This is a genomic window from Bacillus sp. AFS012607 (assembly GCF_002558005.1).
GTDB classification, from domain to species: Bacteria; Bacillota; Bacilli; order Bacillales; family Bacillaceae_G; genus Bacillus_A; species Bacillus_A thuringiensis_S.
Genome location: NZ_NTVM01000002.1, coordinates 415,272 through 434,922 on the forward strand (window position 1 = coordinate 415,272; position 19,651 = coordinate 434,922).

Here is a 19,651-nt window from a genome sequence, read left to right on the forward strand (position 1 = left end):
CTTGTTTGTCGGCAAGTTGATAGAATGACTAAAAAAGGACAAACTCTCCAATGTGAGAAGTTTGTCCAAAAAGTTTTTCATGTTAACTATTTTTACACTAATACCAATAATAGTGAATTAGAATAATGACTTAATACTTGCTAAGACAGTAAGTACACCTACAATAATAACAAATACGTTGCTCATTTTCCCTTTGTATTTAGCTAGTACTGGCACTTTTTGAATCGCATACATCGGTAATAGACATAAGATAGCAGCAACTAAAGGACCGCTTAGAGAATCAATAAGTCCAAGAATACTTGGATTTGTATAAGCAACAAACCAACATGATAATACAACAAAAGTAAGGACGATTGTCTTAATTGTTTTTTCTTCAATATCTTTTCCACGTGATTTACCGAACTTAATAATCATGTCACGCATTACTTCAAATGCTCCGATATAATGGCCAAGGAAAGACTTTGTAATAGCCACAAAAGCAATAATTGGAGCTGCAATCGTGATTACAGGTGAATTAAGTTCATTCGCAAGATATGAAAGGATTGATAAGTTTTGCTCTTTTGCCATTTTTAAATCCTCTGGAGTTAAGCTCAGTGCACTACTCCAAACGAAGAACATAACAACAGCGAATGTCATGATATAACAAACCTTTTGTATTTGCGCACATTTAGCATCAGTGGCTTCGATTCCATACGTAGCTCTCTGTTTCACAACAAATGATGAAATCATAGGTGAATGATTAAATGAGAATACGATGATTGGTAGAATCATCAATATCGTCCCAAAATAGCCTGTTCCTGTTGAAGCAGTTGAAACAGCTGAAAAACTAAGCATTGACGTATTCCACTGTGGAATTAAAGATATTGCGATAAAAAGTAGAGAAACTATGAAAGGATACACTAACATACTCATTACCTTTACAGTAATATCTTGACCAAAATTTAGTATAGCGATAAGACCAAGAACTAATACAAGTGATAAAATAGCCCTTGGAGGTTCTGGCATGTGCAATTGATGCACGATAAAACTACTTGCAGTATTTGTAAGCGCAACCGAATACATTAGTACGATTGTATAAATTGAACTGAAATATACGATGTTAAAAATGATACTCGCTTTATTTCCGAAATACTCTCTAATTGTACCTGTGATCCCCTCATCAGCAGAATTAGAAGCGTATATCATTTTAGCAAGCGCCCTATGTGAGTAGTACATAACTGGATATGCAAGTAATGTAATTAGTAGTAAAGATAATAAACCACCTGAACCTGCATTAATCGGTAAAAAGAGCACCCCTGCTCCAATTGCAGTTCCAAATAGACTGAGTGCCCATGTAGTATCCTGCTTATGCCACTTTTTCGGATCTGCATATTGCTCATTTTTTCGTGCGGTATTTTCAGCTTGAACTTCTATTTTCTTTGCAGTATTCCCGTTCATATAATAACTCCCCCTTGTATCTATTCCTACATCTCTCTTTGCACCTAACAAATATTCCCTTTTCGGAAAATGAATTCCTTACAAGTTGCCCCACTTTGTATGTCCTTCATCATAATGAATCCAAATTGAAACATTCGCTAGTTAGCGTCCTAATATAATTGTTAGCGTTCACAAAAAAGTTTACTCGTAATATCCGCTCTTTATATAAAGACCTCTTAAGAGAACAATATAGAATAGACTTCATAAATACGTTGCAACATTTCTAATAACAGTGTATTACTTTAATGGTTTCTCTTTTTTTACTTTTAACAGTAATTTTAGCTAAACCGGCCTCTCTTAATTTGCGAGGCATTTCTTTCTCAATTCTATACATTACTTTAATAACTTCGGCAGCACTGATGATATTGCTTACACAAGCCACTGAAGCACTTTACATACATTTCGCCTCTAATCACACACCTTTCTTACTAGTAATCGCATTTTTTATATTTTCTCCAGAGATAATAAAATTTCTCTCGACGCCCTCATTATAACGTGTATATTTATAAAATTAATATTTTTATATTTTCAGAAATATTAAAGGTGAATAATTTTATATGGATAATATTTTACAGTTAGCATGTAGCCATTGTTTTTATCGCTTAAAGCTGAATTAGTTAGTAAAAAAATACAATAATACATTGTTTTTCTAGGTTACTCATTATAAAGATACTTATATCCCCTTTATCAAAAAATTTCATTTTAAACATAAAAGATATTCTAATAAATAATTAATGTAGGTAAAAAGAAAAAATTCCAAAATAAAAAAAACCAAATTTTAGGATATATATTATTAATATTGAATTCATATACATTTTAAAAAGATACACTGAGTAAAAAAACAAAAAAGCTGCCCAATATGGACAGCTCATTTACATAATTATCATTATCAAGGATGCACAAACAAATCACTTCAATGTTATCTTAATTGTAGTTTGTTCGACTCTTCTTCAGGAATATCTCTATGTTTATAATGAATCGTTTTTAGATCATTTCCTTTTATGCGAAAAGTAATTGTGTCCTCTCCATAAGGCGGGTTGTGTGCACCCTCAAAAGTTTGAATTTGAACAGTTACATAAAAAGTATAGTTTGTTGTATCTTTTTTTATTTCAAGTATTTTTTCACAACCTCGATACCAAAGTTTTGGTTCCTTATAATAGTTTTCAACCTCTTTACTTATTGGCTCCAATAAGAGCTCAATTACTACTTCTTTTAAAAGCTGTTTTGATACAGTTATTCTGCTGATTTTCTTTCTTTTTACATCTATAATTCTCCAAAAATCCCCGCTCTTTTCAACGGTATAAAGAACATTCGTACCGTCCGCTTTCAAAAGATGAAAATAACCTTTATTTCCCTTAATATATAATCGTGGTTCATTAATCCACTCACCTTCTGTTTGCACTATTCCTAAAAACAACTGAGTAAGTGGTGTTATCTTATAATCTAATTGGTTAAATTCACCAAACGAATAAAGTTTATAACCAGTTAAATCTATGCCAAAATTTCTGTTTATATCATTTTCCTTTTTTACAATTGCTTGAGCAGAAATGCAGGGTAATAAAAAAATAAACAGACATATGATGCTAACCATTGTTAATCTTATTTTCATAACATCCATCCCCTCTTTTATTAAGATGCAACAAAAGAAAGGATATTATTGATTAGGGTATAAGCTAAAAAATTAAACTCCCCCATTAACTAGCTCGTTTATCGAGTTTAATTTTGAAGAAAGTCCGATAAACCATTCTTCGTCTCCTGTTAATAATGCAAGGTCTATAAGGTAAAGAATTTGTTCCTTATTTATTGCCTTTGATTCAGGGAGTTTTTTTACATGTTTACTTAAAAAGGACATTGTTTTATTTATTGTATCTCTGTTGTCACATTTCACAACATTAACCTTAACTACTTCCCCTACATTATCAAATGATTCAATATAACCAAGTATTAATTCACCCTCTACTGATATTCCTCGAACCCAATCGCCTACTTTTAAAACAGGATTATGCTTTGACATCATACTCTTTCACCTTCCTACAAATTATTTTTAGTGACGATAAACAACATAAAAAAATAAATTTAACTGTAATATTTTTCATTACATTTATGTGTTAAGAACTCACGGCTATATAATAATTAAGCCGCTTAACGCTCTTGATTAATAAGGTCAACAACTTCTTTCATTGTATAATTCTTTAAGTATTCACCTAGATGTTCTTCAGCACCTAAGAAAATAGCAAAAAGAACTTTTCGCATGTTCGAACCTACAACACACTGATCGTTTGATTCCGGACACTTCGGCTGCAAAGCACCTTCAGAGGTTATCTGATAAATATGCCAAAGATTAACTTCACCTAAATCGCGAGCGAAAATAAAGCCTCCACCAGTTCCCTCTTTTGATTGTATAAACTTATGTTTTTTTAACAAACTTAGTACTTTACGAATACGTACTGGATGTACACCTGCACTTTCTGAAATAGCATTACTTGTTGACATCCGGTCTGGCTGTAAAGCTAAATAAGTTAAACTGTGAATGGCCAAGGTAAAGTCGCTGTTCATTGTTTTCCTCCTACGATTAAAAATATTGTTTCTCATATATTAACATACTGTAGCCATAAATATTACAGATAGGTTAGAACGTTAAAACATATAGAATACTTCTTACCATAAAAAATTAATTCCTTTATATTCTATCCGGTCTGGCCTATATCCGATAACTTCATTTAGCTTTTTAAGTTGAAAATAAAATTAAACACTCCACTGTTTCTTCACTTGTTCTTCTGCCAGTTGTTTAATTTTTGTCCAAATCGTATCTTTACTCACAATAACATTTGTTTGATAATTTCTATCATTATAATTAACTGTAACACATACTTCAATCATCTTCTGCTTCCTCCTTTCAAAAAACTTTTTCTAAAAAATATTACTTATTAATTGGCCAATTTTTGCAGTTCAATGTTTAAAAATGTTCGAACGCTACGTGGTAAAAACTTGCGAATTTCTTCATCATTAAAACCAATCTGTAATCTTTTCTCATCCAGCATAATTGGGCGACGCAACATTAGTGGATACTCGATTATTAATTTATAAAATTCATTAAGCGAAAGCTCCTCAATATTTATATTTAAGTCCTGAAAAGTTTTGGATCTAGTTGAAATAATTTCATTAGCCCCCTCTTCAGTTAAACGAAGAATTGCTTTAAGCTCATCAACTGTCATAGAATTTGATACGATGTTTTTTTCAATATAATCAATTTGATGCTCTTCAAGCCATGCTTTCGCTTTTCGGCATGAAGCACAGCTTGCTGTTGTATATAGAATTACCATATTTAACTCACTCCTTTAATGTTTTTTATCAAACGTACATTTTACATATCGGTTATTGAAATGTATTAAAAAAAATTACAGTTTAGAATCAAATTCACGTAATGTTTCGTTTATCTCTACTATTCATTTCTTTTCAAAATGCTTCTTCTATAACATTGTTGAAACTACATTTTACAGACGATGACAACTCACTTCTAAAAATCTTACTGTAATTTTAAACTTTACAGTTCGATTAATCAACTGTTAAGTCTTGGATTAATTATTGTAACGCAACAAATCGTTTTCTTTTGTATGAATGTCCTCATAGTATTACAGCTAACCAATCTCAAATGCACTTCAAAGCACATTTTATTCATTTCTTGCTTACAAGTGCTATTATGGAATATATTTAACATAATAAAAAGTACGTACTTTAAAGTGTTATAGGTACTAAAAAGTAATATATACACTTTAAAGTGCAGTTCTGCTTACTTCTCTCTTACATCAGTTATTATGAACGACATTTCGCACAATAAATAGTACGTACTTTAAAGTGTTATCGGCACTAAAAAGAAATAATTTTAGTATTACAACGTATTTAGGCTCAAAACTATAATCTAAATTCATCAAAGGAGTTTTTTTATGAAAACATACAATATTCCTGTAGAGGCGACTTTAGAAGTTATTGGCGGAAAGTGGAAAGTTGTTATCCTTTGTCATTTAAAAAAAGGGACAAAAAGAACGAGTGAATTAAAACGATTAATGCCTGGTATTACGCAAAAAATGTTAACGCAACAATTACGGGAACTAGAAGAAGATGGTGTAATCCAAAGGAAAATATATGACCAAGTACCACCGAAAGTAGAGTACTCTTTAACCGATTACGGTTCGTCTTTAGGAGCTATACTCGATTCCCTCTGTTCCTGGGGAGAAGTTCATCTTGAAAAAACCGGGAACACATCCATGCTGATTACAGCCGATGAATAATAACTGCTCCTACTATATGTGTAAATTCTATCCAAGATAAAAAAACGGTTGAGACAATACTTGCCTCAACCGTTTTTTATGTCTCTTTATAATTTTTTGCCGTAATGACTGTTTCAAACTCAAAGGTTTCTGGTAGATGATCTGCATAAGAATATTCAAAAGTTCGTCCATCCGTTAAGTAAGCTACTTGTTCAACTCGCATTAGGAAATCCTGATTTGTTAAGTTCATAAACTGCTTTTCCCTATCATCTGGGCGAATTCCTTTAACCCTGACAACAGATGTCCCTACTTCAAGGCCAAGTTTATTTTGAATATGTGAGTATATCGACTCCTCTAAAACAGAAGCCTCAACACCTGGGATAACCGAAATTGGCATCCATGTATGCTCCATAATCGTCGGAATGCTGTGAATGATGCGGAGGCGAATGATTTTATAGACGAAATCACCGATTGAAACTCCCAATTTCTCAGCAACTACTTCATCAGCCCCAACAATCGCAAACTCGATAATTTTACTTTCTACCTCACTGCCGTATACAGCTTTCGTATCCGTTAAAGTTTGAATCATTCGTGCCTTTTCCTGTTGACGCCAATCTTGCACCACTGTTCCGCTTCCGCGCCGGCGGATGATGTAGCCATCTCTAACTAATAGATCCAGCGCTTTCTTAATAGTAAGGGCTGAAACACCAAATTCTTCAGCAAGGACGGGGCTACTCGGAATTTTTTCGTTGATTTTATATTCACCGTCTAAAATTTGCTGTTTAATCTTTTGATAAATGCCGAGGTATTTTACTTGTGTTGATCCGCTTGCCATTTTCATACCTCCTTTATACTGCAAACTCTCTTCTATTCATTCAAATGTAAAGCCTCAAGTTTGTAAACTGAAGGTGATGGGGCAGCAAATCCATTTTCTAAGATTTCAATATTCGTTACCGCTTCTTCGTCTTTCACAAGTTTTGGTGCACCATTTATAATTGTTTCATACGCGGAATCATAGAAACGACCGTAATCACCAAGCGGCGTTTTAATTTGTTTTTCAATCCAGTCACCATTTGCATTACGATATTTAGCAACTCCATAGTACATCGGTGAATCTTCACCAAACCCTGCACTCTCAGGCATAATCCCCGCTTTCAAATCATTTTCCTGCTGATCTTCACCATATTTAATAAATGATCCATTTGTTCCATGGACGATAAAGCGTGGATAATCTTTTGCTACGACATGGTTCGTTTTCAGTTTAATTTTCAACTGATTTCCGTAATGTAGACCAACATCGAAATAGTTATCAACCGCACCTTGCACTTCATTATTACGAATATCGTATGTCACCGTATCTGGACGGCCGAATAGTGAAATCATGCGGTCCATCGTATGAATACCTAAACTGTAGAATGAACCTTCTTCTTTTGGAGCTTCATGAGTGATTGAACCCGGACGGAAATAATCAATATGCGATTCAATCTCAATAATATCACCAAGGAATCCTTGTTCAACAACCTGTTTCACAGCTAAGAAATCACCATCAAAACGACGGTTTTGGTAAGGCATAACGACTACACCTTTCTCTCGTCCTAAAGCTAATAATTCTTTAGCATGCTTTACTGTATCGCAAAATGGTTTTTCAACGATAACGGATTTTCCGGCTAGTATAACTTTTTTCGCCAATTCGTAATGCGTATGTGCTGGCGTACAGATCGTCACTACTTGAATTTCTTTGTCATTCAACAATTCGTCCAAATCAGTAGTGAAGTAAACATCTTTTTCCTCATATGGATCCGCTAATTCTTCATTTATTTGACGTACAAAAATCGTTTTTATTTTTATATTATTACGTGTGTTTACATAAGGTAAGTGATAGCGGTTAGCTGACTTTCCAAATCCAATAAAGCCCATTGTTAATGTCATGTTTTTCAACTTCCTTGCTCATAAATTTTCGTTTCTATATTTATTATATAATTTAATCATTAAAAGTATATAGTTTTAATTTTTTAATTATATATTAAATAAAAAATCCACGATTAAATTCATTTTCACTATAAGTTATGGACCTATAAATTTATACATTGCTAAAAACTATTAGAGGGCATCAAGTATTACTGCCGTTGTTCCTAACGTATTGTAGAAGATCAAAACGCATTAAACATAGTAATTCCAGTAGCATTCTGAGAAGAAATGCGCCAACAAAAACTAGTAGCACCTAATGCACCACTACCAACCAACGTAAAATAAAGTGAAACTTTAATCAGTGGGGCGGTTTATCCCCCTACTGATTATTTACCCGTAAATACCGGGATGAAAAGGAGCGTAATGAACATGACATATACTACTACATCTATGGAAATTTTCGGTTCACCTGAACAAGTATGGCAATTAATCTGAGGTTTCAACTCCCTTCCAGACTGGTTACCTTATATACCTAGTAGTAAATTAACTGAAGGCGGTCGTGTACGTCATCTAGCTAATCCAGATGGTGATACAATTATAGAACGCTTAGAAGTATTCAATGATAAGGAACGCTACTACACGTATTCAATCATGAATGCACCGTTCCCGGTCACTAATTATTTATCTACAATCCGGGTGAAAAAAGGTACTGAAAGTAACACATCATTAGTAGAGTGGTCTGGTACGTTCACTCCTGTTGAAGTTAGTGATGAAGAGGCAATTAATCTGTTCCATGGTATATACAGCGATGGGCTCAAAGCATTGCAGCAAGCATTTCTAGATTAATTAATATAATTGATTGAGAAGAAAAAGTTAATTAACAGTCAAATATTCGACTTTGTGGTTAAATTCATTATGAAAGATAAACAAATACAACTTTCATGCCTGCTTGTTAATGACAAGAAATAAAAAATACTACCTCCAAATGGAAGGTAGTATTTTTTTATTAATCAGGAAAAACAATTAATCCCTCTTCTTTTTCCTCCTGTTTTAAATCTTCTTCTGGGAAGGTTACAGTTGAATTTTTATCACCTGTTCTTTTTGTTTCTTCACCTGGAAATACGAAAGTTGAATTTTCTTTTCCTTCATTTTTTTCTATGTTATCTGGAAATACCATAGGATCATTGGTAGTCAAATCACTATTATATCCAAGGTTAGACAAAATCGCCCTTAAATCTGGTAAAACCCCTATTTTATCAGATGATGGGTTATTAGACTTTGTGCCTGTATTTGGATTACTTAAAATTGCTCTCAATTCTTTTGGTGAATATGCCTTACCTAAATGTTCTTTAGCAATCCCTTGAATCGATACAGCAGCCCCAGCAATTATAGGCGAAGCGCTAGAAGTACCACGGAAATTAGGAGTATAACGATTAATTATGTTCTGATCTGTAATTTTTTGTCCTTTACTATTTTGATTTTGATATGTATCTAATGTATCAACATATTCTCCCCAACCATATACATCAATTCTACTACCATAGTTAGAGAAAGCTAAACGTTTATGAGGAACTCTTGCAGTAGATGCTCCAACTATAATAGATCCTGAATCTTTAAAGTCTGGACTATTTCGATTTAAAATCTGTTTACCATTACGGTCTTTAAATTCATCTAAATCAATCCCACCATTACCAGCTGCTTCTACAATAATAATGCCTTTATCTGTCCCTTTGCGAATTGCGTTAAATATACTAGGATACACTTCGACTGGTAAAGGGTCATCTCCATATCCATCATATTTAAAGGATTCTTCAATTAATAAAACATCTCCAGCCTGTAAAGAATCTACGGCACTTAAAATAGCATCTCTTACATCGATTCTCCCATTATCTCGGATCACTGAAATTACTTTTGCCTTTGCTTTTGGTGCAATCCCAATGTTCCCAATTCCATTGTCAGCTGCAGAAACAACACCTAGAACTGAAGTACCGTGAGAAAGATCATTACTCATTTTTCCAGACATAAATTCAATATTTTGACCGACTAAATCTTCATGATTTAATAACCAGCCTTCTTCCAAATCTACAAAAGTTGCTCCCTGACCATTTCCTCCTTTAATTCCCCAAGCATAAGGAGCATTAATTCCTAAAGGTGCCTCTTCAAGATATCCCTGTCTCGAAAATCTAGGTTCATCATAAGGATTGACTGATAATACAGGCCCTCTCGAGCCAGTTGTTGTGTTTATACTCTTATTAGAACGAACTTGTATTTTACTAGAATCGTTATTAGCAGCATGTACTGTATTTGTTACAAATGTCGTACCTACCCCAGCAAAAGTTGTAATTGCAAGTGATGATATCAACATACCCTTAAAATTTTTCATTTTTCCACCTCTAGTTTTCTATTAGAAATAACATATTTAATAATTTGTGCGAACAAAAAACATTTTATCTCATTATAAAAATTAATAGATTTTTATAACTTTTTGATTTACATAAAAACTCCCTTCATTCTTGTAATTCAATGTGTACATTTCAAAACAACGAACTTACTGTAACTATTATAGTTACACCTTTATTGATTTTCAACTACGAAATATAAATTTTAAAAAATAAATTTATATTACTTTAAAACAGTACTAGCCTTTTACACACATACAAATGCAAAACGTTTGTCCAAATTACAGCAATCAATAAGTTTATGGACTGCGAAAGAAATAAGAAAAAGCAAAACACTAAGTGCTTTGCTCCTTATAAAATCCCTTTTAACTTTTCACCAATTAACTTCGCTACATACTCATAACCTTCTGGTCCAAAGTGTAATCCATCTTTTTCATCATTTTCTACAAATCTTTTATAATCCCGTTCTTGAATCATTTCAGCGAATACGTTTAGAAAATAACTTCCTGTTTCCCTCACCACTTCCTCCACCACGTCTGCATACTGACCAAGTACTCTATTTGTTCTGTTATGCTGTCTTTCTTCATCAACTGGTGCAGGACTAATCAGTAGTACTTTATTTGATGAAATTTGGTTCACAATCTTCTCTAAGTTTTCTTTATATGCTTGTAATGACACTTGAGAAAAAGGGACTGCATCATTCGTACCAAGAAAAACTGTTACGAAATCTGGTTTATATGATATTACATCTTCTTCAATTCTATTTAACGCATCAAATGTATTATCACCTGGAATACCTGCATTCACTATTTTCCAGTTCGGAAACACCTCTTGCAAACGTGGTGTTAATCTCGGCATTCCATTAAAAAATGTTTCATCAGCTGTAATACTATCTCCAAAGCATACTAACGTTTTCATTAAGCTATTCTCCTTTTACGTATGAAACAACTTTCCTTCTATTGCTTTTATATATCTTTCAGCAGAACGTTCAACTGCCTCATTTGCATTTTCTTTTACTACTCGATGAAAAGCGTTGTATAAACGATTAAACTGTAACGGCTTCACTCGATTCACCATTTCTTCCACTTTTCTCGCTGGTAGTGGAATTAAGTTTGGATAGCTGTACATGAAGCTTACCCACCTTTCATCCGCTACAACTTGAATAATATCACCTGTTAACAAAATCCCTTTTCCATCATTACCTTCTTCCCAATGTAAGACAGATCCACCTTTAAAATGTCCCCCTAAACGATGAATGACTAATCCATCAGCTAATTGTAATGACTCTCCAGACCAGTAAATAATACGACTACTCGGGCGCATTACCCACTCTTTATCATCTTCATGTATATAAATTGGTACATCAAATGTCTCCGCCCATTCTACCTGCGTTGAATAATAATGCGGATGAGACAATGCAATTGCATCTAATCCACCAAGCTCTTTTATCTTCTCAATTGTCGTTTCATCTAAATACGTAATACAGTCCCATAGTAAACGATATGACTCTGTTTTCACTATAAATGCAGTTTGACCGATCGCAAATCCTGGTTTTGTCGTAATACTATAAAGTCCATTTTCCTCTTCGATTATTTCATTTTTATATGTATCACCTGTTTGTAAGCTTTCTAGTGTCGTCCAAGATTGTCCTTTTTGGTTAACATATTGCCTCTCTTCATCACAAATATGACAACTCACCGGTTCTTCTACACTCGCTGCATACTGCACACCACACGTTGTACAAACGAAATTTTCCATAATAATTCCCCCTATCCCTATTTCTTTATTAAGCTGACTTTTGTTGATAATGATCTGCTTTTTTATTTTCAATTAACAAACTTATAAAAGTAAGTAAATAGACAACTGTAACCGATAATGGAATTACAATAAATCCTTTTTCTGCAAAAAGAATCCCACAAACTGACGTTACAAATACAGTCCCTACTGACAATAAACCATAACTTTTACTTTCATAAATCCATACGTACGGAATAAAATGAACACCTATTAACATCGCTACTACAAAAGGTAACCATTCTGGAAATTGAAAATAGGCAAGTAATACAAGTGGAATATTCAATACATTTATCCCACCAATTAAGCCTGCCAAAACCCCTAACGGATTTCCTTTCGCAAACATATCAATTTTCAATATAGCAGCTATCATTAAGCCAAAAGGAAACACACAGCCCATACCGATTAAATATACCCACACCACTTGTTTTTCAGAAAGAACAAATCCCGTTATACTCATAACTATCCAAAATAAAACGCCGGCTAATATAATCGGTAAGCCTCTCTTCGTTTTTATTGCTAAATCCTTTTTCGCTTCTGCAACATTCATTTCACTATCTCCCCCAAAAATATTTGTGCTATAAAGCCGGCTTAATTTCACCCATCCAATAACGCCAAGCTATTAAATAATCTTCTAAATCTTTCGGGTGGTGTCTTAAACATGTGTCTATACGTAAATATAATCCTATGACTATTTCTTCATATAAATCACAGTCTTTTTTATGAAATACACACTGTTTCATCGCATAATTAATTGTTTCTTTTGTTAAATTTTCCGGAGTTGAACAAAACGCGTAAATTAAATCGTATATAGGATCTCCTAACACTGGTAAAGGATCAATTACACCGTGCAGTTTATTCTCTTTAAATATAAAGTTATGAAATCCAAGATCACCATGCAATAAAAATGGCTGATTTATTCCAGCATCCCTATTTGCTAAATTAAGAACCGTTCTATACTCTTCTTCACTTATGTAACGTCTTACATTTTCATGAGCTTCTATCACATTTGTTGTTAAAAATTCACTCCAAGATTGAAGCAGATTTTCTTTCCATCCCCAGCCATCAACCTCTGTAGCCACTTCATACTTATTGATAACTTCCTTTACAAGTTTACAAAGAACACTCCGTTTATGGCCTAGTTTGCAAGACGTTGTGCCCTCAAGGAATGAGTAAACAATATAGCGATTTAAAGGTTCCTTATATAAAAGCTTTGGAAATAATTCGTCCTTTTTATAAAACTGAAGAAAATAAGCTTCTTCACGTATGACATCCGATTCATTCAACTTTACAACGTATTGTTCATCCAACAAATATACAGTACTTGTCGTTCCCCCGTTTAATGCTTTTACGCTATTTGGATAATGTGAAATAACTTTTTCCTTAATTAGTTGTGCAGTGATTATTGAAATTTCCATTCTCTCACCCTTTAATTCGGAATATTCCCTTAATTCAAAAGACAACTTTACTATTATTTGACAAACGTGAGGGGAATCCTGCCAACCATCCTAATATAGCAAACAACAATTTTATTTTATTACAATGGCTTTCTTCAATATTCCATCATATAGTTCATTCCATTTATGGTAATGTGATGTGATTTCATCACTCTAAATGCTCTTCATATACTCTAATAATTTCTATTGCCGGGTCTCTGTCTTGTAATTTATGAGCCAAACTTTCTACACCAAACACTTCTGTAAAAGTATGACTGCCTACAATTAAATTAATCCCTTTAAATTTCGCATGTTGCACTGTATATAATGTTTTTTCACCTGTTATGTACGTGTCACATCCTTTTTCTAATGCACGTTCAATTAAATTTGTATTGTTTCCTGCACCGGTTAAAATCGCAATCCGTTTTACTGGTTTATCATGATTTCTCCAGCTCTTCACTTTCTCTTCCATTTTTTCTTCCAGTTTTCCAACTAAGTTTGAAAAAGGAATCGCTTCTTTATATTCTCCTATTCCCGGTAGTTCTTCTTCCTCATACGTGGAATATTCTAGTATTGTATCTATCCCAATTCCGTTAAATAACGACGTACACGTGCCAAACTTTACAAAATCTAACGGCAAATGAATCCAAAAATGATTCATTTCATATTGCTTCAATTTCTCAATACAAGCCTTTTCCATACCAAATAAAAAACTCCACGGCGCATGATGTGTAACTATCATATCGACTCCATTTTTATACGCTTCTTCAATCGTCTCTAATGTCAGATTTGTTGTGTAACCGATTTTGTGAAATTCATCTTTACTTATATGAGTAAAACCATATTCATCATCGCCATATTTGTGAAGATGCTCTTCAAATAATGATGTTATCTGTTCGTTAAACTGCGTTATATTCATTTTATTTCTCCTTTCATTTACTTTTATATTTCAAAAATAAGGAAATACTAAATAACAACGTTACATACATATAGGAGGACACCATGAAACCTGAATTTTTAAAAGCTGTACATGATGCTATCGGAAATGTCGAACACATTCATATAGAAGAAAGCGGTGCTGACAGCTTACTTATCCATCATGATGATGCACAGCAGTTACAACAAGTTGCTGTGGCGTTAGAAAATAATAATTTCCGCTCCGCTTTAAGAACAACCGGAAATGCTTCGTACATTGAAGTATTGAACAGATAATGAAAGTCCGGATGTATTCCGGGCTTTCTTTTTTATCTTGCTATTCACCGGGCAGTAAAACCCCCACTGATTAAAGTTTCACTTTATATTGAAACTTCAAACTCTTTCACATACACCGCTGTTCCAGCAATATCTATTTGTAACTTCTCGTTTTCTATCTCTTTCGTTACATAAACAGTTACACGACCATCTTTATTTATTTCCTGTCCTTGCTCAACGATTAAATCCAATTCATGTTCAAAATCTTTCTCTAAATACTCCGCATAATACGCTCCCATTACACCTGAAGCTGTTCCTGTCACTGGATCTTCAATCGTCCCAGCGTAAGCTGATGAAAAATGACGGCCGTGCATTTGTGCTAGTTCATCATAAGTTTCTAGACAAATTGGGTGAATAGAAGCATTAGGTATTTCTTTTAATACTGATGGAAATGCAGCATTATTAGGTTTCATTCTCTCGCATGCATTAAGATTTTTAATCGGTACAATTACAGTCCAATTACCAGTACTTCCATATACAATCGGTAAACTTACATCTAAATCATTTATTTCTAAACCAATACTATGAGCTAATTTTTCTTTTGAACCTGTAAATTCTTTAAACTGAGGTGCTGCCTGTCTCATTTTAATAAAGGTTTCTCCATTTTTATTTACACCTATTTGTATCGGTAAAATCCCAGCCTTCGTTTCAATCGTAAGGTTACTTTTCTCTTCTAATAAACCTTTTTCGCGCAAAGCATATATCGTCCCTACTGTCCCATGACCACATAAATCCATTTCAAAACCAGGTGTAAAATAACGCATTCTTATATCTCCTACTTCTGAAGAAAGAACAAAAGTTGTTTCGTTATATCCAACTTTTTCAGCAATAATTTGCATTTTCTCTTCCGTTAATCCATCTGCTTCTAATACAATACCTGCTGGATTTCCCTTATTTGGTTTATTCGTAAATGCGTCGTAATGAAATACGTTTATAGTCTTCATTTTCTTTTCTCCTTATTTGTTCATTTCTTTATTTTTATAATAAATAAGAAAATCCATCCACTTACCATTCTCTAAAGAAAACGCCTCTCTCTCGCATTCAAAAGAAAAACCTGATCGTTCCGCAAGACGAACAGATGGCTCATTATCAACATGTATATGTAATTCAATTCTATGAAAATGAAGACTATTATAAAATAACGATAACGCAGCTTTCACGCTTTCTATGCCATATCCATTTTTCCAGTATTGATTATGTATGGAATACCCCATCATCGCCCATTGGTAATCCATTCGTAAAATTTTTATCAGCTCTAACTTTCCAATATTAGCTCCGTCTTCTTTACGAAAAATGCCTAATACATACATCTCATCTCTATGTGCTGCTTCATCAAAACCTCTTATCCATTCCGTGAACCATGCTTTTGTTGATGATACCAGAACTTGATAGCCATCGTCATATTTATACTGCGATGGCAGTCTCTTATTAAATCCATCTAACCAACTTTCGTAATCATCTTTTTGAAATGGACGGATAATGAGTCTATCCGTCTCTACTTCTAATAACGGTAGCTTCATTTAATTTCATCCCTCGAATTATTAATTGAATATTCTTTATTATCTTACACGAAATACAAAATCTAGTAAATTATTATGTTTTTGATACATAAAAACCCAGTCATGCTTTATACATAACTGGGTTCTCCATCGTTTCATAATTTTCTATTTCATAAGAACTACATCTCGTAATTCCCTCTTCAACACTTTTCCTAAAGCATTTTTCGGTAATTCTTCTATGAATACCACTTCTGGTATTTTGTAACTGGCTAATTTCTCCTTACAATACTGAGTAATACTTTCTTCTGTTAATGTTGTTTCGCCATCCTTCACAATGTAAGCTCTTGGAACTTCTCCCCAAAAGTCATCTGGAACTCCAACTACTGCAACTTCTAAAACACCATGTATTTCATGAATAACATCTTCTACTTGATCTGGATATACATTGTCACCACCGCGTATAATAACGTCTTTATATCTTCCCATAATATGCAGGAATCCATCGTCATCTATCATGCCAGCATCACCCATGTTAAACCAGTTATCTTTTACTACCTTCTTTGTCGCCTTTTCATTATTCCAATACCCTTTAAACATGTATGGACTTTTCACATGAATCTCTCCGACTTCATTTGTTGTTAGTTCATCACCTGTTTCTGGATGAACAATTTTCACCTCTACATGTTTCAGTGTTTTTCCTACAGAAGACATCTTTTCTTTTCCCATCATTGGATGCCATGAGGTTACAACCCAACCTTCTGTACTGCCATAGCCTTGCACCATATATATTCCTTTTTCCATATATTTTTGAATGAGTGTTTCTGGCACTTTTGTACCACCGCTTTGTGCTACTTTAAAGGTTGAAATGTTACGTTCTTTTTTATTTAGCTCATCAAGCATGTAACTATAAACAGCTGGGAACGCAAGCATCGTAGTAATTTTCTCTTCTTCAATCTTATCCCAAATAATAGCAGGATTCGAATCAGCTAAGAAAATCATCGTAACGCCATGATAAATACAATTTAAAATAGAAAGCACGCCACTCATATGGAACAATGGATGCACGGATAAAAAACGTTCACCTGCTGGGATTTCTCTTTGGCCCGCAATTTCAGCAAAATAATGATGCAAGTTTTTATGTCCAATTACACATGCTTTCGCCTGTCCAGTCGTTCCTGAAGTAAATAAGTAAATGGCATCGTCTTCTTCATGAACTTCTACGTTCGGTTCTGACGTTGGCTGTTTTTGCAACTCTAATTCAAATGAACCAAAGCCTTCTTTTGTCGTTTGAATTACATAAGGGATTTCTTTAACAGCATCAATCTTTAATAATACTTCACTAAATTCTTCATCAATAACTAATACTTTTAATTTCGCTTCTTTTACAATCGTTTCTAATTCATAAGCAGTAAGCTGATGATTTAGCGGAATACATACCGCTCCAATTTTTAAACTTGCCATCATAACGCTTGGAAACGGGTGATTATTTTTGCATAGTATTCCTATACGGTCTCCTCTTTGCACACCATTATGTAACAAATAATGTGCAAGCTGATTTACTCGTTCATTATACTGCTGAAACGAATACCTTTTCTCTCCGCCTACAAGCGCTTCCAAATTTGGTGATTGCATTGCTCTTTTTTGTAATAATTTTTGCATCGTTCTCAAGTAAAACTCCCCTTTATATATGTTAGGTTTTTTATTTTACCAGATTAACTATTAATTTACTAAAGATTACACTTAGTGAATATAAGAAGAATATAAAATAGCCATTTACTTCACAAGTAAATGGCTATTTTTCATTATATATTAGAATACTTCTTGTTTATCACATATTGCACATATTCAGGTGCACTTTTATCAATCTCTTCATCACTTAGTTTATATTCTGCACCATATAAATAAAAGGAAGGTATAAATTCCATACCTGTATATAAGCATGTAGCTTGGAATGGTTTCGTCAACTCATCCATTGTAATCCCACTATTTTCATAGTCTTTTTCTAATCCACCTATAGAAATAGCTACACCAAATTCTTTTCCCTTCACTTTATCTCCTTGTGATCCGTATGCAAACCCATATGTTAATACATCATCGAACCATTTTTTCAATAAAGGTGGTGAGCTGTACCAGTAGAGAGGAAATTGAAATATATATCGGTCATGTTCTACTAACAGCTTTTGTTCCTCTTCCACATTAAACTCCCAATTCGGTGCCACTTTATACAATTCATGCACCGTAATTTCATCCGAATATTTCTCAAGTTCTTCAATCCATCTTTTATTAATTTTTGATTTTTCAATATCAGGATGTGCTACAATTACAAGTGTTTTCATCATTTTTCATCCCCTTTATAAATTATTCAACCCTTTACGTATTAGTATGAATGAGTCACATATAATTGAAAAGTACGTACTTTAAAGTGCTATAGGAACCTTAAAGTACCTGTGGAGGTGTTATATGAATCAAAATGATGACTGCCCAATTGCAACGACACTCGATGTAATCGGCGGAAAATGGAAAGTTCATATTTTATGTGTCTTAATAGATGGAAAAATGCGAACAAATGAAATCCGACGAGAAATTCCAAACATTACGCAAAAAGTTCTGACTCAACAACTTCGGCAACTTGAAGCTGATGGAATTATCCATCGTACTGTATATCAAGAAGTTCCACCAAAGGTTGAGTACACAATAAGCGAATATGGGAAATCTTTAATGCAAATTATGGATGAACTATGTGAATGGGGAAAAGATCATCAATTGAAAAGATTACATGACTAAAAAAACATTACCGTCTTTATTAAATCTTCTACATTCATATTAGTAGTTCAATATTTCTACTGAAATTTTATATTAGAGGGACTCCAACAACTCGTAATTTAGAACCCCAAATCTTTCAGAAATAAAAAACAATAACATTCATCTATAAATACTCTTTATCACAAAAGTATCTTATACTTTTCACCTTATATTTTGCTCGGACACTTTTTATTAATTGAACCGCATCCTAGTTGTTAGACATATAGTCAACAATTTGAGATGTGGTTTTATTAGTCGAATAACAGCTCTCATCAACTTTAATAATCATGACTGCAGACAAAATACTTTGCAAAGAGTTCCTGTACAAGGTGATTTTTCACATAGACTTACCAAATAGCATTTTTATAAAAAACTTCTCACATTTAAATTGGACAAGCATATTTTATTATATGAGGACTCCCTACTCATAGAAAACTACCTTTCTATTCTAAGAGCGCGCATATTTGTGTGCTCTTAAATTATTTACAATAAAATAAAGAGTTTATTAATTTTCTTAATTCACTATCGGAAAAGTACCCATAATAATATCTTTATATTTATCTATTTTTTTTTTTGATTTTTATAAAACTATATTATTTTGGAGTTGGTTAATACGTTACAAAAAACTGACCGTGTAATCATTATGGTCCCTCCATTTTCACAAGTGTTTGTTACATTTTACTCCTCATCAGGAGCACTTCTTTCATCACAAGTCTTATCTAATACCTCTCCACACCCTGTATCAATGTATGCACTTAATGAAATTGAAAGCGAATTATTTGAAGTCGAGTTAAAACCACTACTACTTCATTAAAACT

The 19,651-nt window shown here is 33.5% G+C and carries 21 protein-coding genes and 2 pseudogenes; 5 read left to right on the forward strand and 18 right to left on the reverse strand.

The window, feature by feature from the left end; genetic code table 11:
* Nucleotides 1-117 precede the first annotated feature (117 nt).
* The 6 genes from CN409_RS02530 to spxA form a co-directional block, all read right to left on the reverse strand.
* The gene (locus tag CN409_RS02530) at nt 118-1,437 is read right to left on the reverse strand and encodes an aromatic amino acid transport family protein (RefSeq protein ID WP_097981021.1); all 1,320 of its coding nucleotides are present in this window, start codon (nt 1,435-1,437) and stop codon (nt 118-120) included.
* 958 nt (nt 1,438-2,395) lie between these two features.
* The gene (locus tag CN409_RS02535; RefSeq protein ID WP_141527678.1) at nt 2,396-3,085 is read right to left on the reverse strand and encodes a DUF3888 domain-containing protein; all 690 of its coding nucleotides are present in this window, start codon (nt 3,083-3,085) and stop codon (nt 2,396-2,398) included.
* 72 nt (nt 3,086-3,157) lie between these two features.
* The gene (locus CN409_RS02540) at nt 3,158-3,490 is read right to left on the reverse strand and encodes an IDEAL domain-containing protein (RefSeq protein ID WP_033669682.1); all 333 of its coding nucleotides are present in this window, start codon (nt 3,488-3,490) and stop codon (nt 3,158-3,160) included.
* A gap of 128 nt (nt 3,491-3,618) precedes the next feature.
* Nucleotides 3,619-4,032 (reverse strand): Rrf2-family transcriptional regulator SaiR, encoded by a 414-nt coding sequence (gene saiR / locus CN409_RS02545; protein ID WP_001083469.1) that lies wholly within the window; start codon nt 4,030-4,032, stop codon nt 3,619-3,621.
* A gap of 189 nt (nt 4,033-4,221) precedes the next feature.
* On the reverse strand, nt 4,222-4,356 hold the full coding sequence (locus CN409_RS02550; RefSeq protein WP_000573532.1) for a BA3454 family stress response protein: 135 nt from the start codon (nt 4,354-4,356) through the stop codon (nt 4,222-4,224).
* Between the two features lie 47 nt (nt 4,357-4,403).
* Nucleotides 4,404-4,799 (reverse strand): transcriptional regulator SpxA, encoded by a 396-nt coding sequence (gene spxA / locus CN409_RS02555; protein ID WP_000236187.1) that lies wholly within the window; start codon nt 4,797-4,799, stop codon nt 4,404-4,406.
* Between the two features lie 621 nt (nt 4,800-5,420).
* On the opposite strand from spxA, the gene CN409_RS02565 reads away from it, so the two are divergent.
* Complete coding sequence (locus CN409_RS02565; RefSeq protein ID WP_000860826.1) at nt 5,421-5,765, forward strand: winged helix-turn-helix transcriptional regulator; 345 nt, start codon at nt 5,421-5,423, stop codon at nt 5,763-5,765.
* Nucleotides 5,766-5,841: 76 nt separating this feature from the next.
* Here the strand turns inward: CN409_RS02565 and CN409_RS02570 are convergent, their stop codons facing one another.
* Together CN409_RS02570 and CN409_RS02575 are read right to left on the reverse strand one after the other, a co-directional pair.
* Nucleotides 5,842-6,579 (reverse strand): GntR family transcriptional regulator, encoded by a 738-nt coding sequence (locus CN409_RS02570; protein ID WP_097981024.1) that lies wholly within the window; start codon nt 6,577-6,579, stop codon nt 5,842-5,844.
* Between the two features lie 32 nt (nt 6,580-6,611).
* Nucleotides 6,612-7,673, reverse strand: coding sequence for an oxidoreductase (locus CN409_RS02575; RefSeq protein ID WP_097981025.1), 1,062 nt, complete (start codon nt 7,671-7,673; stop codon nt 6,612-6,614).
* Between the two features lie 207 nt (nt 7,674-7,880).
* On the opposite strand from CN409_RS02575, the pseudogene CN409_RS02580 reads away from it, so the two are divergent.
* Nucleotides 7,881-7,997: pseudogene (locus CN409_RS02580) on the forward strand (aldo/keto reductase); the annotation flags it as partial.
* 84 nt (nt 7,998-8,081) lie between these two features.
* Nucleotides 8,082-8,498 (forward strand): annotated as a pseudogene (locus tag CN409_RS02585) (SRPBCC family protein).
* A gap of 160 nt (nt 8,499-8,658) precedes the next feature.
* Here the strand turns inward: CN409_RS02585 and CN409_RS02590 are convergent.
* From CN409_RS02590 to CN409_RS02615, 6 genes are all read right to left on the reverse strand, one after another.
* Nucleotides 8,659-10,035, reverse strand: coding sequence for a S8 family peptidase (locus CN409_RS02590; RefSeq protein ID WP_000787690.1), 1,377 nt, complete (start codon nt 10,033-10,035; stop codon nt 8,659-8,661).
* Nucleotides 10,036-10,402: 367 nt separating this feature from the next.
* A complete protein-coding gene (locus CN409_RS02595) occupies nt 10,403-10,969 on the reverse strand; it encodes an SGNH/GDSL hydrolase family protein (RefSeq protein WP_044784237.1) in 567 nt (188 codons plus the stop codon).
* Between the two features lie 15 nt (nt 10,970-10,984).
* A complete protein-coding gene (locus tag CN409_RS02600; protein ID WP_016077434.1) occupies nt 10,985-11,809 on the reverse strand; it encodes an MBL fold metallo-hydrolase in 825 nt (274 codons plus the stop codon).
* A 28-nt stretch (nt 11,810-11,837) separates the two neighbouring features.
* Nucleotides 11,838-12,395, reverse strand: a complete 558-nt coding sequence (locus CN409_RS02605; RefSeq protein WP_001099747.1) for a DUF7010 family protein — start codon at nt 12,393-12,395, stop codon at nt 11,838-11,840.
* 28 nt (nt 12,396-12,423) lie between these two features.
* Nucleotides 12,424-13,263 carry an aminoglycoside phosphotransferase family protein gene (locus tag CN409_RS02610; RefSeq protein WP_000406146.1) on the reverse strand — a complete coding sequence of 280 codons (840 nt, stop codon included), beginning with the start codon at nt 13,261-13,263 and terminating at the stop codon, nt 12,424-12,426.
* A 187-nt stretch (nt 13,264-13,450) separates the two neighbouring features.
* Nucleotides 13,451-14,200: a Nif3-like dinuclear metal center hexameric protein gene (locus CN409_RS02615; protein ID WP_001027990.1), complete on the reverse strand. Its 750-nt coding sequence runs from the start codon at nt 14,198-14,200 to the stop codon at nt 13,451-13,453.
* Nucleotides 14,201-14,283: 83 nt separating this feature from the next.
* Here CN409_RS02615 and CN409_RS02620 point away from each other — a divergent pair, with 83 nt between their 5' ends.
* Nucleotides 14,284-14,493 (forward strand): hypothetical protein, encoded by a 210-nt coding sequence (locus CN409_RS02620; RefSeq protein WP_000801655.1) that lies wholly within the window; start codon nt 14,284-14,286, stop codon nt 14,491-14,493.
* An 83-nt stretch (nt 14,494-14,576) separates the two neighbouring features.
* Here the strand turns inward: CN409_RS02620 and CN409_RS02625 are convergent, their stop codons facing one another.
* The 4 genes from CN409_RS02625 to CN409_RS02640 form a co-directional block, all read right to left on the reverse strand.
* A complete protein-coding gene (locus CN409_RS02625; RefSeq protein WP_000849331.1) occupies nt 14,577-15,476 on the reverse strand; it encodes a PhzF family phenazine biosynthesis isomerase in 900 nt (299 codons plus the stop codon).
* Nucleotides 15,477-15,488: 12 nt separating this feature from the next.
* Nucleotides 15,489-16,052 carry a GNAT family N-acetyltransferase gene (locus CN409_RS02630; protein WP_000775342.1) on the reverse strand — a complete coding sequence of 188 codons (564 nt, stop codon included), beginning with the start codon at nt 16,050-16,052 and terminating at the stop codon, nt 15,489-15,491.
* Nucleotides 16,053-16,196: 144 nt separating this feature from the next.
* Complete coding sequence (locus CN409_RS02635) at nt 16,197-17,699, reverse strand: class I adenylate-forming enzyme family protein (protein WP_141527679.1); 1,503 nt, start codon at nt 17,697-17,699, stop codon at nt 16,197-16,199.
* 134 nt (nt 17,700-17,833) lie between these two features.
* Nucleotides 17,834-18,367 (reverse strand): NAD(P)H-dependent oxidoreductase, encoded by a 534-nt coding sequence (locus tag CN409_RS02640; RefSeq protein WP_033795218.1) that lies wholly within the window; start codon nt 18,365-18,367, stop codon nt 17,834-17,836.
* Nucleotides 18,368-18,491: 124 nt separating this feature from the next.
* Here CN409_RS02640 and CN409_RS02645 point away from each other — a divergent pair, with 124 nt between their 5' ends.
* Entirely contained in the window at nt 18,492-18,815 is a 324-nt protein-coding gene (locus tag CN409_RS02645) for a winged helix-turn-helix transcriptional regulator (protein WP_001072962.1), read from the forward strand.
* Nucleotides 18,816-19,651: the final 836 nt, after the last annotated feature.

Coding starts and splice junctions, on each gene's coding strand:
- CN409_RS02615 (WP_001027990.1), bottom strand. CDS start 14,200: ATGAATATAACGCAGTTTAACGAACAGATAACATCATTATTTGAAGAG.
- CN409_RS02610 (WP_000406146.1), bottom strand. CDS start 13,263: ATGGAAATTTCAATAATCACTGCACAACTAATTAAGGAAAAAGTTATT.
- CN409_RS02600 (WP_016077434.1), bottom strand. CDS start 11,809: ATGGAAAATTTCGTTTGTACAACGTGTGGTGTGCAGTATGCAGCGAGT.
- CN409_RS02550 (WP_000573532.1), bottom strand. CDS start 4,356: ATGATTGAAGTATGTGTTACAGTTAATTATAATGATAGAAATTATCAA.
- CN409_RS02595 (WP_044784237.1), bottom strand. CDS start 10,969: ATGAAAACGTTAGTATGCTTTGGAGATAGTATTACAGCTGATGAAACA.
- CN409_RS02575 (WP_097981025.1), bottom strand. CDS start 7,673: ATGACATTAACAATGGGCTTTATTGGATTTGGAAAGTCAGCTAACCGC.
- CN409_RS02570 (WP_097981024.1), bottom strand. CDS start 6,579: ATGGCAAGCGGATCAACACAAGTAAAATACCTCGGCATTTATCAAAAG.
- CN409_RS02645 (WP_001072962.1), top strand. CDS start 18,492: ATGAATCAAAATGATGACTGCCCAATTGCAACGACACTCGATGTAATC.
- CN409_RS02590 (WP_000787690.1), bottom strand. CDS start 10,035: ATGAAAAATTTTAAGGGTATGTTGATATCATCACTTGCAATTACAACT.
- CN409_RS02620 (WP_000801655.1), top strand. CDS start 14,284: ATGAAACCTGAATTTTTAAAAGCTGTACATGATGCTATCGGAAATGTC.
- CN409_RS02535 (WP_141527678.1), bottom strand. CDS start 3,085: ATGAAAATAAGATTAACAATGGTTAGCATCATATGTCTGTTTATTTTT.
- spxA (WP_000236187.1), bottom strand. CDS start 4,799: ATGGTAATTCTATATACAACAGCAAGCTGTGCTTCATGCCGAAAAGCG.
- CN409_RS02630 (WP_000775342.1), bottom strand. CDS start 16,052: ATGAAGCTACCGTTATTAGAAGTAGAGACGGATAGACTCATTATCCGT.
- CN409_RS02530 (WP_097981021.1), bottom strand. CDS start 1,437: ATGAACGGGAATACTGCAAAGAAAATAGAAGTTCAAGCTGAAAATACC.
- CN409_RS02605 (WP_001099747.1), bottom strand. CDS start 12,395: ATGAATGTTGCAGAAGCGAAAAAGGATTTAGCAATAAAAACGAAGAGA.
- CN409_RS02625 (WP_000849331.1), bottom strand. CDS start 15,476: ATGAAGACTATAAACGTATTTCATTACGACGCATTTACGAATAAACCA.
- CN409_RS02565 (WP_000860826.1), top strand. CDS start 5,421: ATGAAAACATACAATATTCCTGTAGAGGCGACTTTAGAAGTTATTGGC.
- CN409_RS02640 (WP_033795218.1), bottom strand. CDS start 18,367: ATGAAAACACTTGTAATTGTAGCACATCCTGATATTGAAAAATCAAAA.
- CN409_RS02540 (WP_033669682.1), bottom strand. CDS start 3,490: ATGTCAAAGCATAATCCTGTTTTAAAAGTAGGCGATTGGGTTCGAGGA.
- saiR (WP_001083469.1), bottom strand. CDS start 4,032: ATGAACAGCGACTTTACCTTGGCCATTCACAGTTTAACTTATTTAGCT.